16 protein-coding genes are annotated in these 14055 nt (G+C 66.5%); 5 read left to right on the forward strand and 11 right to left on the reverse strand.

All coding sequences use genetic code 11. The features are described from left to right. Nucleotides 1-42 precede the first annotated feature (42 nt). Nucleotides 43-798 carry an alpha/beta fold hydrolase gene (locus tag BM162_RS00335; protein ID WP_093416200.1) on the reverse strand — a complete coding sequence of 252 codons (756 nt, stop codon included), beginning with the start codon at nucleotides 796-798 and terminating at the stop codon, nucleotides 43-45. Between the two features lie 105 nt (nucleotides 799-903). Continuing rightward, on the reverse strand, nucleotides 904-1650 hold the full coding sequence (locus BM162_RS00340) for an alpha/beta hydrolase (RefSeq protein ID WP_093416203.1): 747 nt from the start codon (nucleotides 1648-1650) through the stop codon (nucleotides 904-906). A 229-nt stretch (nucleotides 1651-1879) separates the two neighbouring features. Here BM162_RS00340 and thrS point away from each other — a divergent pair, with 229 nt between their 5' ends. Then, nucleotides 1880-3826, forward strand: coding sequence for a threonine--tRNA ligase (gene thrS, locus BM162_RS00345; protein ID WP_093416205.1), 1947 nt, complete (start codon nucleotides 1880-1882; stop codon nucleotides 3824-3826). Between the two features lie 124 nt (nucleotides 3827-3950). Here thrS and BM162_RS00350 read toward each other — a convergent pair whose 3' ends face one another. After that, complete coding sequence (locus BM162_RS00350; protein WP_093417706.1) at nucleotides 3951-4280, reverse strand: arsenate reductase family protein; 330 nt, start codon at nucleotides 4278-4280, stop codon at nucleotides 3951-3953. Between the two features lie 196 nt (nucleotides 4281-4476). Between BM162_RS00350 and BM162_RS00355 the strand changes: the two genes are divergently transcribed. Next, entirely contained in the window at nucleotides 4477-4683 is a 207-nt protein-coding gene (locus BM162_RS00355; protein WP_093416208.1) for a cold-shock protein, read from the forward strand. 133 nt (nucleotides 4684-4816) lie between these two features. On the opposite strand, the gene BM162_RS00360 is transcribed toward BM162_RS00355, so the two are convergent. From BM162_RS00360 to thyX, 5 genes are all read right to left on the reverse strand, one after another. After that, entirely contained in the window at nucleotides 4817-6121 is a 1305-nt protein-coding gene (locus BM162_RS00360; protein ID WP_093416210.1) for an HlyD family type I secretion periplasmic adaptor subunit, read from the reverse strand. Then, nucleotides 6118-7860, reverse strand: a complete 1743-nt coding sequence (locus tag BM162_RS00365; RefSeq protein WP_093416213.1) for a type I secretion system permease/ATPase — start codon at nucleotides 7858-7860, stop codon at nucleotides 6118-6120. Before BM162_RS00365 ends, BM162_RS00360 begins: the two co-directional genes overlap by 4 nt. Before the next feature lie 272 nt (nucleotides 7861-8132). Beyond that, on the reverse strand, nucleotides 8133-8531 hold the full coding sequence (locus BM162_RS00370) for a DUF2177 family protein (RefSeq protein WP_093416215.1): 399 nt from the start codon (nucleotides 8529-8531) through the stop codon (nucleotides 8133-8135). A gap of 287 nt (nucleotides 8532-8818) precedes the next feature. Further along, nucleotides 8819-9778, reverse strand: coding sequence for a DUF7946 domain-containing protein (locus BM162_RS00375; RefSeq protein ID WP_143096091.1), 960 nt, complete (start codon nucleotides 9776-9778; stop codon nucleotides 8819-8821). Continuing rightward, complete coding sequence (gene thyX, locus BM162_RS00380) at nucleotides 9748-10653, reverse strand: FAD-dependent thymidylate synthase (protein ID WP_093416221.1); 906 nt, start codon at nucleotides 10651-10653, stop codon at nucleotides 9748-9750. The genes BM162_RS00375 and thyX overlap by 31 nt, the downstream gene beginning before the upstream one ends. A gap of 264 nt (nucleotides 10654-10917) precedes the next feature. On the opposite strand from thyX, the gene BM162_RS00385 reads away from it, so the two are divergent. From BM162_RS00385 to BM162_RS00395, 3 genes are read left to right on the forward strand one after another with little or no spacing between them, the layout of a single operon-like run. Continuing rightward, nucleotides 10918-11352, forward strand: a complete 435-nt coding sequence (locus BM162_RS00385) for a VOC family protein (protein ID WP_093416224.1) — start codon at nucleotides 10918-10920, stop codon at nucleotides 11350-11352. Further along, the gene (locus BM162_RS00390) at nucleotides 11319-12029 is read left to right on the forward strand and encodes a DUF1194 domain-containing protein (RefSeq protein ID WP_093416227.1); all 711 of its coding nucleotides are present in this window, start codon (nucleotides 11319-11321) and stop codon (nucleotides 12027-12029) included. The genes BM162_RS00385 and BM162_RS00390 overlap by 34 nt, the downstream gene beginning before the upstream one ends. Next, nucleotides 12026-12745: a DUF1194 domain-containing protein gene (locus BM162_RS00395; protein WP_093416229.1), complete on the forward strand. Its 720-nt coding sequence runs from the start codon at nucleotides 12026-12028 to the stop codon at nucleotides 12743-12745. Before BM162_RS00390 ends, BM162_RS00395 begins: the two co-directional genes overlap by 4 nt. Here BM162_RS00395 and BM162_RS00400 read toward each other — a convergent pair. The 3 genes from BM162_RS00400 to BM162_RS00410 all read right to left on the reverse strand — a co-directional run bounded on the left by BM162_RS00400 (nucleotide 12739) and on the right by BM162_RS00410 (nucleotide 13995). After that, the gene (locus BM162_RS00400; RefSeq protein ID WP_093416232.1) at nucleotides 12739-13242 is read right to left on the reverse strand and encodes a MarR family winged helix-turn-helix transcriptional regulator; all 504 of its coding nucleotides are present in this window, start codon (nucleotides 13240-13242) and stop codon (nucleotides 12739-12741) included. The genes BM162_RS00395 and BM162_RS00400 overlap by 7 nt on opposite strands. 66 nt (nucleotides 13243-13308) lie before the next feature. Further along, nucleotides 13309-13587: a succinate dehydrogenase assembly factor 2 gene (locus tag BM162_RS00405; RefSeq protein ID WP_093416234.1), complete on the reverse strand. Its 279-nt coding sequence runs from the start codon at nucleotides 13585-13587 to the stop codon at nucleotides 13309-13311. A gap of 3 nt (nucleotides 13588-13590) precedes the next feature. Beyond that, entirely contained in the window at nucleotides 13591-13995 is a 405-nt protein-coding gene (locus BM162_RS00410) for a helix-turn-helix domain-containing protein (RefSeq protein WP_093416237.1), read from the reverse strand. Nucleotides 13996-14055 lie beyond the last annotated feature (60 nt).

The raw sequence follows: 14055 nt of genomic DNA on the forward strand, positions 1-14055 counted from the left end.
GCCCAGCCCTCGCTGAACATCGGACCGCGCCGCCCGGCGCGGTCACTTCAGAAGAAGCGGCTGCACCTCGCGCGCCAGCCAGCCCTGCAACGCCGCGGTCACCTCGTCCGGCGCCTCGAGCGTGGGGACATGGCCCGCACTTTCGACCACGTGAAACACGCCCTTCGGCATCAGCCCGGCCATGAACTCGTGCCGGCGCGGAAGGAAGATCGTGTCGTGCCGCCCGCACAGCATCAGGCCCGGGATGCGGGTCGAGCGCAGCGCCTTCTGCTGGTCCGGGCGGCGCTGCATGGCATGCGCGTGGTTCAGGTAGACATCCAGCCCCAGCGACGTCGCCATCTCGACCAGGAAGTCGCCCAGCGGCTCCCGCGTCACGGGGGCCAAGGCGCCGGGCGGCACGTCCTCGCGCAGCACCACCTCCAGCTTGCCGGCCCGCGCCCGCGCGATACGCGTCTCGCGCTCGGCCGCGGCGGTCGGCGTCTCGGCCAGGCAGTTGGCCGAGATCAGGGCGATCCGGCTCACCCGCTCTGGCGCGCGGCGCAGGATCTCCATCGCCACCATCGCGCCCAGCGACTGGCCCGCCAGCGCAAAGCGCGGCGGACCGGCGGCCAGTACCGTATCTGCCATCTCTTCGACCGTGCGGCCGGAGGCGAGGCTGGGAAGCAGTATGGTCCTGCGCCCGCCCAACGCCTCGATCTGCGGCCCCCAGACCCGCGCATCGGACATGAAGGCGGGCAGCAGCACCAGCGGCTCCTGCGCCTGCGGGGTCTCCTCGGTCGGCGTGTTGGTGTCGCTCATCGCGTGCCTCGCTCGCGCGGGTTCGGCCCGCGCGGATGCAGGGTAATTCAGCGCGCCGGAGCGCGGCAAGCGGGCCCGCGGCGTCAGCCGCGCGTTGTCCGCCCCTCAGCGGATCCGCGCCAGCACGTCCTCGACCGACGCCTCGATCAGCGCAAGGCAGTCGGGCGTCGAGAAGCGGTGATCCGCTCCCTTCACCAGCGTCAGCCGCACGTCGCCGCCGTCCAGGTGGTCGAGCAGGCGCAGAGCCACCGCGCGGTCCACGTCCTCGTCCTCGGTCCCCTGCAACAGGCGCACCGGCACCTCCAGCGCCAGCGGATCGCGCAGGACGAGCTGCTGCCGCCCCTCCTCGATCAGCCGCTTGGTGATGACCAGCGGCTCGCCGTAGTCCGACGGCTGCTCCACCCGGCCCTCGCGTTCCAGCGCCAGGCGCTCGTCATCGGTGAATCCCGGCCACATGCTGTCCTCGGTGAAGTCGGGCGCGGCGGCGATACCGACGAACCCGGCGACCGCCCCAGGCATCGCCTTGGCCACCAGCAGCGATACCCAGCCGCCCATCGACGAGCCCACCAGCACCTGCGGTCCCGCGCACAACGCCCCGATGGTCGAGATCGCATCCTCGGCCCAGTCGCCGATGGCGCCGTCCTCGAACGCCTCGGACGACTGCCCGTGCCCGGAATAGTCGAAGCGCAGGAAGGCGCGGCCGGTGCGTTTGGCCCATGCCTCCAGGTGCACGGCCTTCGTGCCCTCCATGTCCGACCGGAAACCGCCCAGGAACACCACGCCGGGCTCGGCCCCTTCGGTCTGGTGATAGGCGATGCACCGGCCCTGCGGCGTGTCGAGATACTCGGCCATGGTCTCTCCCTCTCGCGTTCGCGGCGAGCCTAGCCGTCGCGCGCGGGGATGCAATCGGGAAGCCGCGTGGCCTTTACCGGCGGACCGAAGTGTACATCGATGGCGCGGATACGTACGTTTGGCACGTTTTCCGGCCCTTGACGGGGCCCGGCCGCGCGGTCAGAACGCGGCAAGACATACCCGCAACCGGGCGTTCCGTGGGCGCCAAACCGACGAGGAGACAAGGCCGATGGCCCAGATTTCCCTGACATTTCCCGATGGCAACTCGCGCGATTACGACGCTGGCGTCACCGCCGGCGAGGTCGCTGCGTCGATCTCCAAGTCCCTGGAGAAGAAAGCCATTTCCGCCACTGTCAACGGCCGCCACTGGGACCTCCAGTGGCCCATCGACGAAGACGCCTCCATCGCCATCCACACGATGCAGGACGACGCGCAGGCGCTCGAGCTCATCCGCCACGACCTCGCCCACATCATGGCCCGTGCGGTGCAGGAGATCTGGCCCGACGTGAAGGTCACCATCGGCCCCGTCATCCAGCACGGCTGGTACTACGATTTCGACCGGAGCGAGCCGTTCACGCCCGAGGACCTGGGCAGGATCGAGCAGAAGATGAAGGAAATCATCAACTTGCGCGATCCGGTCCGCACCGAGGTCTGGGACCGCACCGATGCGATCCGCCACTACGAACAGAACGGCGAGCCCTACAAGGTCGAGTTGATCGACGCGATTCCCGAGGGCGAGCCCGTCCGCATGTACTGGCACGGCCACTGGCAGGACCTCTGCCGCGGCCCGCACCTCGCCCATACCGGCCAAGTTCCGGCGGACGCGTTCAAGCTGATGAACGTGGCCGGCGCCTACTGGCGCGGCGACAGCTCGCGCCAGATGCTCCAGCGCATCTATGGCGTGGGCTTCAAGAACAAGAACGACCTCAAGGCGCACCTGACGATGCTCGAGGAGGCCGCCAAACGCGACCACCGCAAGCTCGGCCGCGAGATGGAGCTGTTCCACTTCCAGGAAGAAGCGCCGGGCATGGTCTTCTGGCACCCCAACGGCTGGACCGTCTACCGCGCGCTCGAAGACTACATGCGCCGCCAGCTGACGAAGGCGGGCTACAAGGAAATCAAGACGCCGCAGGTCGTGGACCGCAAACTGTGGGAAGCGTCGGGCCACTGGGACAAGTACCGTGAGAACATGTACATCACGGAGATCGACGAGGAGCATGCGAACGAGAAGCGCGTGAATGCCCTCAAGCCGATGAACTGCCCCTGCCACGTCCAGGTCTACAACACCGGCATCAAGTCCTACCGCGACCTGCCGCTCAGGCTGGCCGAGTTCGGCTCGTGTCACCGCTACGAGGCGCACGGCGCGCTGCACGGGCTGATGCGCGTGCGCGGCTTCACGCAGGACGACGCCCACATCTTCTGCACCGAGGACCAGATCGAGCAGGAGTGCGGCAAGTTCATCGAGCTTCTGTCGAACGTCTATCGCGATACCGGCTTCACCAAGTTCGACATCAAGCTGTCGACGCGGCCCGAGGTGCGCGTGGGCTCGGACGAGGTCTGGGACAAGGCCGAGGCGGCGCTCGAGAAAGCGATCCTCTCGGTGCGCAACGACTTCGAGGTCGACCCCGGCGAGGGCGCGTTCTATGGCCCGAAGCTGGACTTCAAGCTGACCGACGCCATCGGACGCGAGTGGCAGTGCGGCACCTTCCAAGCGGACTTCAACCTGCCCGAGCGGCTTGACGCCAGCTATATAGGGCAGGACGGCGAAAAGCACCGCCCGGTCATGCTGCACCGCGCGATCCTGGGCAGCTTCGAGCGGTTCATCGGCATCCTGATCGAGAACTACGCCGGAAAGCTGCCCTTCTGGCTCGCTCCGCGGCAGGTGGTGGTGGCGTCCATCGTTTCGGACGCTGACCCCTACGTGCACGAGGTCGTGGACATCCTGCGCAAGGCTGGCATCCGGGCCGAGGCCGACACGCGGAACGAGAAGATCAACTACAAGGTCCGCGAGCACTCGGTCGGCAAGGTGCCGGTCATCCTGGCCATCGGCCAGCGCGAGATCGAGGAGCGCACCGTCAACGTCCGCCGCCTGGGCGAGAAGCAGACGAAGACGCAAGGTCTGGACGAGCTGGTGGCCGAGCTGAAGGACGAGGCGCTGGCGCCGGATCAGCGCTGAGCGGATTGGCCGGCTTGAAGCAATGAAGGCGCGCCTGGCAAGGGCGCGCCTTTTCTTTTGCCGGCCGAACCCGAGACGTTCGGCGCACGGCCGGAACCGTTCGCGCCCTGTCGCCGGCCGCGCGCTAGCCGCCCAGAACGGCCGCCTTCGTCTTCGCGTCCCAGCCGAGGTGCAGCGTGCCGTCCGTCTCGATCACCGGCCGCTTCATGAGCGTCGGATGCGCCGCCAGAAGCTCCAGCGGGTCGCCTGCCCTTTCCTCTTCGCTCAACCCCCGCCAGGTGGTCGAGCGGCGGTTCACCAGCCGGTCCCCGAACGCCGCGTGAAAGCGTTCGAGGTCGGCGCGCGCCACGCCATCGGCGCGCACGTCGACCACGTGCGGGTCGTGGCCCGACGCCCTCAGGTCGGTCAGCGCCTTGCGGCAGGTGTCGCAGGTCTTGAGCACATGCACGATCATCGTCATCCCCTTCGCGCTTTTTCGCTGTTTGCAAGAAGTTCACTTGCCTTTTCAGGTGCGTCTGAACAATCCTGAGTCCGTGACATCCGACTTTCTGTCACGAGCGCCCTTCTCATGGGGCAGCCGCACGACTTGGAAGACCTGGCTGCACCGCGCCGTCGCAATTACGCGGACGGGACTACTGAGGAGAGACGGAATGCCCACCGGCACCGTGAAATGGTTCAATACCACCAAGGGTTACGGTTTCATCGCACCGGACGAAGGCGGCAAGGATGTGTTTGTGCACATCTCGGCCGTCGAGCGCGCCGGCATGACCGGGCTCGCCGACAACCAGAAGGTCAGCTATCAGCTGATCGAAGGCCGGGACGGACGTCAGTCCGCAGGCGATTTGTCGGCGGTCTGACGGCCCCACCTCAACGCACCACGGAAACGGCCCGGCGCTGCACGGGCCGTTTTCCATTTCGGGACCTCTCGGCCCGCCGGCACGTCCGTGAATTTGAGGGGGCGGAGCTTTCATGCCCCGCCCGCCAAGAGCGTCAGGTTTCGCGGAACGCTTTCGAGAAGTAGTCCGCCAGCGGCTTGACCAGGAAGGCCAGCGGCGTGCGGTCGTTGGTGCGGATGAAAGCCTCGGCCGGCATGCCGGGAATCAGCGCGATGTCGCCCGGCAGCTTGTCCATCTCGCCCTCGTTCAGCCGGACCTCGACCCGGTAGTACGACGCCTGGCTGGCCTCGTCCACGAAGGCATCGGCCGAGATCTTGCGCACCGTGCCGAAGAGTTCCGGCGTCGTGCGCGAGTCGAGCGCCGAGAAGCGCAGCGTGACCTCCTGCCCGGCATAGACCTGGTCGATGTGGATCGGCTCCACCCGGCTTGCGATAACCAGCGGACGGTCCTGCGGCACGATGTAGAGCACGGGCTCGGCGGCACGGATCACCGCCCGCTCGGCGAACACGGTCAGGCCGTAGACGATGCCCGACACCGGCGCTGTGATGTGCAGCCGGTTGAGCTGTTCGCGGATGCTGTTGCGCTTCTCGCGCAGTTCCAGCTCGCGGTACTGCAGGTCGCGCAGGTTGGTGATCGCCTCTTCCCGCCGGCGGGTGCCGAGCTTGAGGATCTCGATGTCGATCTCGGTGATCCGCTCCTCCGCCTCGGCGGCGGTGGCGGTCAACTCGCCCACCGTGCCCATGAGCCGGGCCTGTTCGCGCTGAAGCGACAGGACTTTCGCTGCCTGCGCAAGCCCGCGGTCGAGCAGTGACTGCTGGTCGCCCAGTTCCTTCTCGATCAGCGTCAGCTGCGTCTTGAGGGCGTCCTGCTGCGCGGTGACGCCGTCGATCTGGTCCGAGATCTGGTCACGCCGCCGCTCGAGCGTCTCGATCTCGCGGTCGACGGTTTCGTTCCGGGCCTCGAACAGGCGCTCCTGCCCCTCCATCAGTTCGCGGATCTCGGGCCGCGCCTCGGCCGCCTCGACCAGCTCCTCTTCGAAGACGATGGCGTCGGCCTCGTCCCGTTCCGCGGCAAGGCGCGCGCGGCGGGCCATGACCTCGAAAAGCTGGCTTTCGACGGTCGTCAGCTCGCTGCGCAGAAGCGTCGGGTCGAGCCGGATCAGCACGTCCCCGGCCTCGACGCGGTCGCCCTCGTCCACGAGGATCTCCTCGACCACGCCACCGTCGGGGTGCTGGACCACCTGGCGGTTCTGCTCGACCTCGATTTGTCCGGGCGCGATGATCGCGCCCGAGATGCGGGTGGTCGCGGCCCAGGTGCCGAAGCCTCCGACCAGCAGAATCAGGGTGATAAGGCCAAGGCTGGCGTACCAGCGCACCGACCAGGACTCGTCGCCGTTCATGTCGCGGTCTCCTGCGGCGGGGTCAGGCGTCCCGCCAGTTCGTTGTGGTTGGCCACGGTGCCGCGCAGCACCTCGTCGCGCGCGCCGAAGGCGCGACGCATGCCGCCCTCGAGCACCAGAAGCTTGTCGCACTCGCGAATCGCCGCGGGACGGTGGGCCATGATGAGAACGGATTTGCCCTCGGACTTCATCTGGCGGATCGCCAGGTTCAGCGCCTCGGACCCGTCGTTGTCGAGGTTGGAGTTCGGCTCGTCCAGCACCAGCAGCACCGGATCGCCGAAAAGCGCGCGGGCCAGGCCGATGCGCTGGATTTGACCGCCCGACAGGCGGCCGCCGGCGCTGCTGACCTTGGTGTCGTAGCCCTCGGGCATCTTGAGGATCATCTCGTGCGCCGCCGCTTTGCGGGCCGCGGTGACGATATCCTCGTCACGCGCATCGGGGCGCAGGCGGGCGATGTTCTGCGCGATGGTGCCGTCGAAAAGCTGCACCCGCTGCGGCAGATAGCCGATATGCGCCCCCAGGATGTCGGGCTCGTATTGTTCGAGCGCCGCACCGTCGAGCCGGATCTTGCCGCCCGCCGGCCGCCAGACGCCCACCAGCGCCCGTGCGAGCGTCGACTTGCCCGCGCCCGAGGGGCCGATCACGCCCACGGCCTCGCCTGGTTCGACGTCGAAGGACACCATGCGCAGCGTCGCCTGCTGCTCGCCCGGGGGGATCACGGTGACCTGGTTGACCGTCAGGCGCGCACGCGGACGCGGAAGCGCCGTGCGCGGCGGCTCCTGCGGCACGGTGGCCAGCAGTTGCGTGAGGTTGCGCCACCCTTCGAGCGCGCGCTGCACGACCTGCCACTGGCCCACGGCCAGGTCCACCGGCGCAAGCGCGCGGCCCAGCAGGATCGATGCGGCGATCATGGCGCCCGGCGTCAGCTCTCCCTCGAGCACCAGGAAGGCGCCGAGGCCCAGCATGGCCGATTGCAGGAACAGGCGGAACGTCTTGGTCGTGGCGGTGAAGCCGCCGCCCATGTCGCTGGCCGCGACGGTCTGCGCCAGCGATTCGCGCCGAAGCTGCTGCCATCGCGCGAAGGCGTTCTCCTGCATGCCGAGCGAGCGCACCATCTCGGCCTCGCCCCGGATCTGCTCGGACATCCGCTCGGCCCGCAGCGCCGCGGCGTTGGTGCGGCGCACCGGGTCCGAGGTCATCGACTGGTTCAACACCGCGACCAGCACCAGAAGCCCGCCGCCGCCCACGGCCAGCAGGCCCAGCCAGGGATGGAAAATGGCAATGCCCAGCAGGAAGACCGGCGTCCAGGGGATATCGAACAGTGCGGTAAGCACCGGCGACGACATCAGCCGCTGCACCGATTCGAGGTCGCGCAGGTTGTTCTGCCCGTCTTCCCGGTTCGTCGAGACCGAGGCGCGGCGCACCATGGCCGAGAACACCCGCCGGTCGAGCGTGGACTGGAACCGCGCCCCCGCGCGGGCCAGCACCCTGCCCCGGGTGAAGTCGAGGATCCCCATCACCAGGAACAGGAACGCCATGAGCACGAACAGCGCCAGCAGCGTCTCTTCCGAGCGGCTTCCAAGCACCCGGTCATAGACCTGGAGCATGAAGATGGGGCCGGTGAGCATCAGCAGGTTGACGAACACGCTGAAGATGGCCGCGAGCCAGAACAGCGAGCGGCTTTTGCGCCGCACCGCCCTGAGTTCCCTCTGGCCAGTCGAGAGATCGGGTTGCTTCATCCTGTCCTTCCGTCGCCAAGGCCCGCACAACGCGGCCCCGTGTTCCAAGGCGCGCCGGGTAGCAGAGGGCCGGCCCGCCGAGAACCCAGCCTTACGTGGGGTAGACTACACTTTGGTTCACGCCGCTGGGAAGGGCGCAGGAACCCGCCGATGTCGTGCAGCCCCCGGGTAGCGCGAAGCGGGACGATCGCAACTGGTAGCGGGTGATCCCGCGGATCGGCTTGCCCGTCACGGCTTGTCCGCCCGGTCCGGCAGGCGTCAGCGACGAATCGTCAGGCGATGGATCGGGCGACCAGCACGCTGACGAAGGCCGAAGCGGCGGTCAGTGCGGTGCCCCACAGCCAGTCGACGGCGACCTGCTGCAGCGACCAGCCTTTCAGGGTCGCGTAGTTCGTCATCTCGTAGGTGCCGTAGGCGATCGCGCCCAGTAGCGCCCCGTCGCGAAGCGCCGCCACCGGGGCGTCGGCCCGCAGGGCGGGGAGAGAGACGAACCACACCACGCCCGCCACGTAGAACAGATAGAACACCGCCGCCGCACCCAGCCGCGGCGTGTCGAGCAGCCACTCGCCCACGTGCCGCTCGAACACCGGCCGCATCAGCAGGCGCAGCGCCACGGCATCGGCAGCCAGGAAAAGGAGCGCGGTCGAGAAGTAAAGGACGAGGATTTGCATGTTGTCTCCGGTCTTTACGGAGAGATACGTGCGAACCTCCCCACCGGTTTGATCAACGTGGGGTGCGTGCCCGCCGCACCCCGTCCCGCCGACGCCCTCTCACCTTCGGGACTAGGCGGACTGACACTCGCACGTCCGCTATTGCTGGCTAAACCCGGTGAAGCACGGAAACGTCGAGGACGGTTTCGACTGGCCGTTCTCGAGTGTTCATCGGGGTGTGCTCAAGGGAGCGGATAGCGTAGGGTGCGTACTGGCACGCACCGCAGGCTCAACGGCTTGCACGAAAGTTAGAAGTTTTCAATCAAGTCGAACTCGGCGTCGGCGCTTTCTCGAGGGCGAACTTTAACAACTTGATATTTTGTAGTGCGACCGAGTTTGGACTTCACCTCAAGCACATCGAATACGAGAAATGCATTATCGTCCTCACGATTATTCAAATTCTTACTGTAACTTTCCCCGATAAGCCGATACGCTTCAGTGGAGCGACCCGCCGGCGTTAGATAGAACGGAATCGTTCTCTCATGCTCGGAGACAAATATCCGACCATTCTGCGTGTTTGGGTTGAACACAGCCACCTTCGCTTCCACCGGATGGATCTGATCAAGCCTCGTACGGTACTTCATCTTTGCGTAGGTGTCGCGATTGAAATTGATGACCCGAGGCTTTGCGGAAAGCTCACTCGAAAAGAAGATTTCTGCAGCTCCTGCAGTCTGCGAGCGAACGATCGGCCTGTGCATTTTGGTGAGCGGCGGCTCAATCTTTTCTGCAAGAGAGTCAAACTGGCTTTCTCTAGGAAGTTTGAGCCCAAGAGCTTTTTCGTACCGTCCTTCCTCATATAGCTGACGCATGCTCTTATCATAGTCTAGAGGCTGACCGGTAACCTTATGCACTGCAAAGTCGTATGCCGAATGTATTAGGTGCCCCAAAGGATTATCAGCCTTCAAGGTGGTGAGTTTGTAGGCGCCTGTGGCGAGCAGTCCAATCGCCGCCACAATAGAAACGCTACCCGCGCGAGGAGCGAAACAGAGAATTTCCGCTCCCCGTAATGCGGTAGCTTGTGTGATGACTTCGTCGTTCAATACAAGATGCGTCGTAAGCGCCAAGCTTCGTTCAAAGCCGTACAACGCCTGCGAAAGATCGTATAAGCTAATCAGGTGCTGATCGGCTTGGTCCCCGCTGTACTTCAGTTCGACCTTTAGAGACGACCGATCCTCTATCACCTGATAATCCCCTCGAACTCCCTCCATTCCCCCTTCGACATCCCCGAGGTCTCCTGCGTGACCTGCTCGCCGCGGATCATCCTCCGGATGCAGTCCAGCGCCTTGGCCGAGAGCGTCGCGCCGCCCATCCGGTAGTCCTCGAACGCCGCGTGGGCGAGCGGGACCCAGTCGGCGACGATGGCGGCGATGGCCTCGGCGTAGACGCGGATCTCGTACTGGGCGTGGGCATCCGCCCGCAGGCGGAGGAAGTGGAAGAGGTTGTGCAGGTCTGTCTTCCAGTACCACTGGGTATAGACGTTCGCCGGCAGGTTCATCCGCGCGAGTTCGCGGGCCAGTCCCTGCTGCCCGTCCTGGCTGAGCATCTGCTCGTAATGGTCATAGGACCGCATGGCGTCGTCGCGCAGAAGCCGCAGGACGCGCTCGGCCTCCTCGCCCTGCAGCACCTCTCCGCGCCCCTGGTTGTTCACCGTGGACTGCGCAGCCAGGTGCTCGGGCGCGGGGATGTAGAACTCGCGGTCGAGGATCGAGTAGCGGGCCGAGTACTCGTTCACGTTGGCGGTCCGGTGGCGGATCCACTGGCGCGCCACGAAGACGGGCAGTTTCACGTGGAGCTTGATCTCGCACATCTCGAACGGGGTCGAGTGCCAGTGCCGCATGAGGTAACGGATCAGCCCGGCGTCGTTGCTGACGTGCTTCGTGCCCGCGCCGTAGGACACCCGCGCGGCCTGCACTATGGCGCTGTCGTCGCCCATGTAGTCGATGACGCGGACGAAGCCGTGGTCGAGCACCTCGTACGCCTTGTAGAGATGCCCCTCGATCCCCGGCGCGGTGGCGCGCAACGTCTGGGTCGGCTGGGCCCGCAGCGCGTCGATCTCGGCCTGCTGGTCGGGGGTGATGGGCATTGCGGCGGGCTCCTCTGCGCGGTCTCTCGCCCCCCTTATAGCGACGCAGCCGGCTGCGGAAATACACCATGCCGATCTCGACTGCGAACCGCAGGTCATTCGCAACACAAGGCTGCACTTGGACCGCTGCGCGCCCAGCGCAACCCCAGCGCCCCGACTGCGCGGAATGATCAGCCCCCTCGCCCCCTGCCCCGCTCTGTGGCAGCTTTAACCCGGACGCCCGGGCGCTAGGTGCCCGGCAGGATTGGAAACAAGGAGAGGCATATGGACATCAAGTACCTGCACACCATGGTTCGGGTGAAGGACCTGGATAAATCGAAGGCGTTCTACGAGCTTCTCGGGCTCAAGGAGCGCCGCCGCATCGACAACGACAAGGGCCGCTTCACGCTGGCCTTCATGTGCCCGCCGGGCCAGGACGACGGCACCGCCGACGTCGAGATGACCTACAACTGGGACGGCGACGAGGGCCTGCCCTCCGACAGCCGCCATTTCGGTCACCTCGCCTACTCGGTCGAGAACATCTACGAAATGTGCGAACATCTTCAGAAGAACGGCGTGACCATCAACCGGCCGCCGCGCGACGGACACATGGCCTTCGTGCGCTCGCCCGACAACGTCTCGGTCGAGCTTTTGCAGATGGGCGAACCGCTGGAGCCGAAGGAACCGTGGGCCAGCATGGAAAACACCGGGCACTGGTAAGCCTCGCAAGTGCGCTGGCCTTGGTCCCTGCCGGGGCCGAGGCCGGGTGCCGGCTGGCGTTGCTGCTGGCGCTCGACGTCTCCTCGTCCGTGGACGCGGACGAGGACGCGTTGCAGCGCAGCGGCCTGGCGCGGGCGCTGGTCGCCCCCGAGGTGCGCGACGCCGTGTTCGCGGTGCCGGGCGAGCCTGTGGCGCTGGCGGTCTACGAATGGTCGGGCCGCTATCAGCAGGACGTGCTGCTGGACTGGACCCTGCTGCGTGCGCCCGCCGACCTTGAGGCCGCGTCGCAGGCGATCGCCGGATCGCGGCGCGGCCACGCCGAGTTTCCGACGGCCCTGGGCTACGCCGTCGGATACTCCGCGCGGCTTTTTGCACGGGCGCCGGAGTGCCTGTTCCGAACGCTCGACGTGTCGGGCGACGGTGTGAACAACGACGGCTTTCCGCCGCGACTGGCGTACGAGAACTTCCCGCTCGAGGGTGTGACGGTGAATGGCCTGCCTATCGGCGGCCACGATCCCGAGGTCTTCGCCTTTTACGGGACCGAGGTACTGCGCGGCCCCGGCGCCTTTCTCGAGGTGGCCGAGAACTTCGAGGATTACGAGAGGGCGATGCGCCGGAAGCTCGTGCGCGAGATCGGTGCGAGGGTGGTCGGCGCGGCCCCGGCGGACGGCGGATGAGGCGCCTTGTCGCGGCCGTGGCACTGTGGCTCGCTCTTGCCGGCGCAGGACAGGCGGCCTGCCGGCTGGCGCTGGTCCTCGCGCTCGACATCTCAGGCTCGGTCAACGCCGAGGAGTATCGCCAGCAGGTCGACGGCCTTGCCGGTGCGCTGGAGGCGCCGGCGGTGCGGCAGGCGTTCTTCGCCATGCCCGGCGCGACCGTGGACCTTGCGGTGTTCGAATGGAGCGGACCGGGCAGCACGCGTACGCTGGTGGAGTGGACGACGGTGCGCGACCGGGCTGCGCTGGACCAGGTGACGCGGCGGCTGCGCGGCGTGCAGCGCGTGCCCGGTCCGCCCTCCACCGCGCTCGGCGCGGCGATGCTGGAAGGGGCGCGGCGACTGTCCGGGCGTCCGGCATGCTGGCGGCACGTCCTCGACGTGTCGGGGGACGGCAAGTCGAACACGGGGCCCCGCCCGCACGAGGTGCGGACCGACCCGGCGCTGGCTGACATCACCATCAACGGGCTTGTCGTGGGTAGCGAGACGATGCGCGGCACGCAGGTTCGCGACAGCGAGACGGCCGAACTTTCCGCCTATTTCAATGCGTGGGTGATCAAGGGGCCCGACGCCTTTGTCGAGGTCGCCGTGGAATTCACCGACTACCGCGCCGCGATGGAGCGGAAGCTGCTGCGGGAGTTGCAGGTGCTGGCGCTCGGTCGGCTGAATGATCAATAAATATAGCGGATCTGGTCGCTCCAGAACCGCTCGATCCGGCGCAGCGCACCGTTGACCCGGTCGGCGTCGTCCGCGGTCAGGATGCCGCGCTTGCCCAAGGTCTCCGACTGGCGCGCGAAAAGCTCGGCCACCTGGTCGCGCACCGCCCGCCCCCTGGGCGTCAGCCGGACCCGGACGGCGCGGCGGTCGATCTCGCACCTCTGGTGATGCATGTAACCCGTCTCGACCAACTTCTTCAGGTTGTAAGAGACGTTCGAGCCTTGGTAGTAGCCACGGCTTTTCAGCTCTCCCGCCGTCACCACGTTGTCGCCGACGTTGTAGAGCAGAAGCGCCTGGACCGGGTTGATCTCAAGCATGCCAGTCCGCTCGAATTCGTCCTTCAGGACGTCGAGCAGGAGGCGGTGCAAACGCTCGATCAGCCCGAGCGTGACCAGGTACTCTGACAGCAGGCCGTGCCGGACACTCGGGTCGTTGTCGATGCTTCGTTGCAGGCTCATCGCGTCCTCCGTCGACTATGGCCGACAGTCCTGCGCGATAAGCCCTAATTTTTCGTCAAGGTCAGGTCAGCCGGCGGCGCCACGGCCAAGCACGCGAGCATGCGCCGCGATCTCTTCGATGAGCGGGGCGAACCGGTCCGGCGGCGCCTCCTGTCCGCTGACCCAGCGATAAAGGTCCTGGTCGTTCTCGTTCAGCATGTCCTCGTAAAGGTCCAGCCGCTCGGCCGGCAGCGTCTTGAGCTTCTCGTCGGACCAGCCACCCAGGATCAGGTCCATCTCCTTGATCCCGCGCCGCCACGAACGCATGTGCAGCCGCTTCAGCCGGGTTTCAGTCGTTTCGGACATGCCTCAGCTCCCCGCCGCCAGCGCGGCCTTGAGCCGCTTTTCCAGCCGCCCCAGCCGTTCGGACGTGTTGTGCAGCTCGCCCCGCATCTGGCGCATCTCGGTTAGGATCGAGGCCACGTCGGCCGTCATCGGCGTCGCGTCCTCGGGATGGCTCAGCCCGTCACCCTCGCCCGTCAGCAGCCAGCGGAGCGACACGTTGAGGATGCCCGATAGCATGCTGAGCCGGTTGGCGCGCGGCTCAGCGGTATCGTTTTCCCATTTCTGGAGCGTCGTCAGCTTCACGCCGACCCGGCGGGCCAGGTCCTCCTGGCTCATTCCCAGCACCTGACGGGCGTCGGCCAGACGGTCGCCGAAGGTCGCGTTATCGTTCGAGTACCAGTCGCTGTCGGGGATCGCGGTTTCGTCCATGTCTCCGGTCCTTTCCGGTGATCCGGCTTGATGGGAAGTCGCCCGGACCCTAAGACAAGG

It is taken from the genome of Tranquillimonas alkanivorans (assembly GCF_900115595.1).
In the GTDB taxonomy this organism is placed as follows: domain Bacteria; phylum Pseudomonadota; class Alphaproteobacteria; order Rhodobacterales; family Rhodobacteraceae; genus Tranquillimonas; species Tranquillimonas alkanivorans.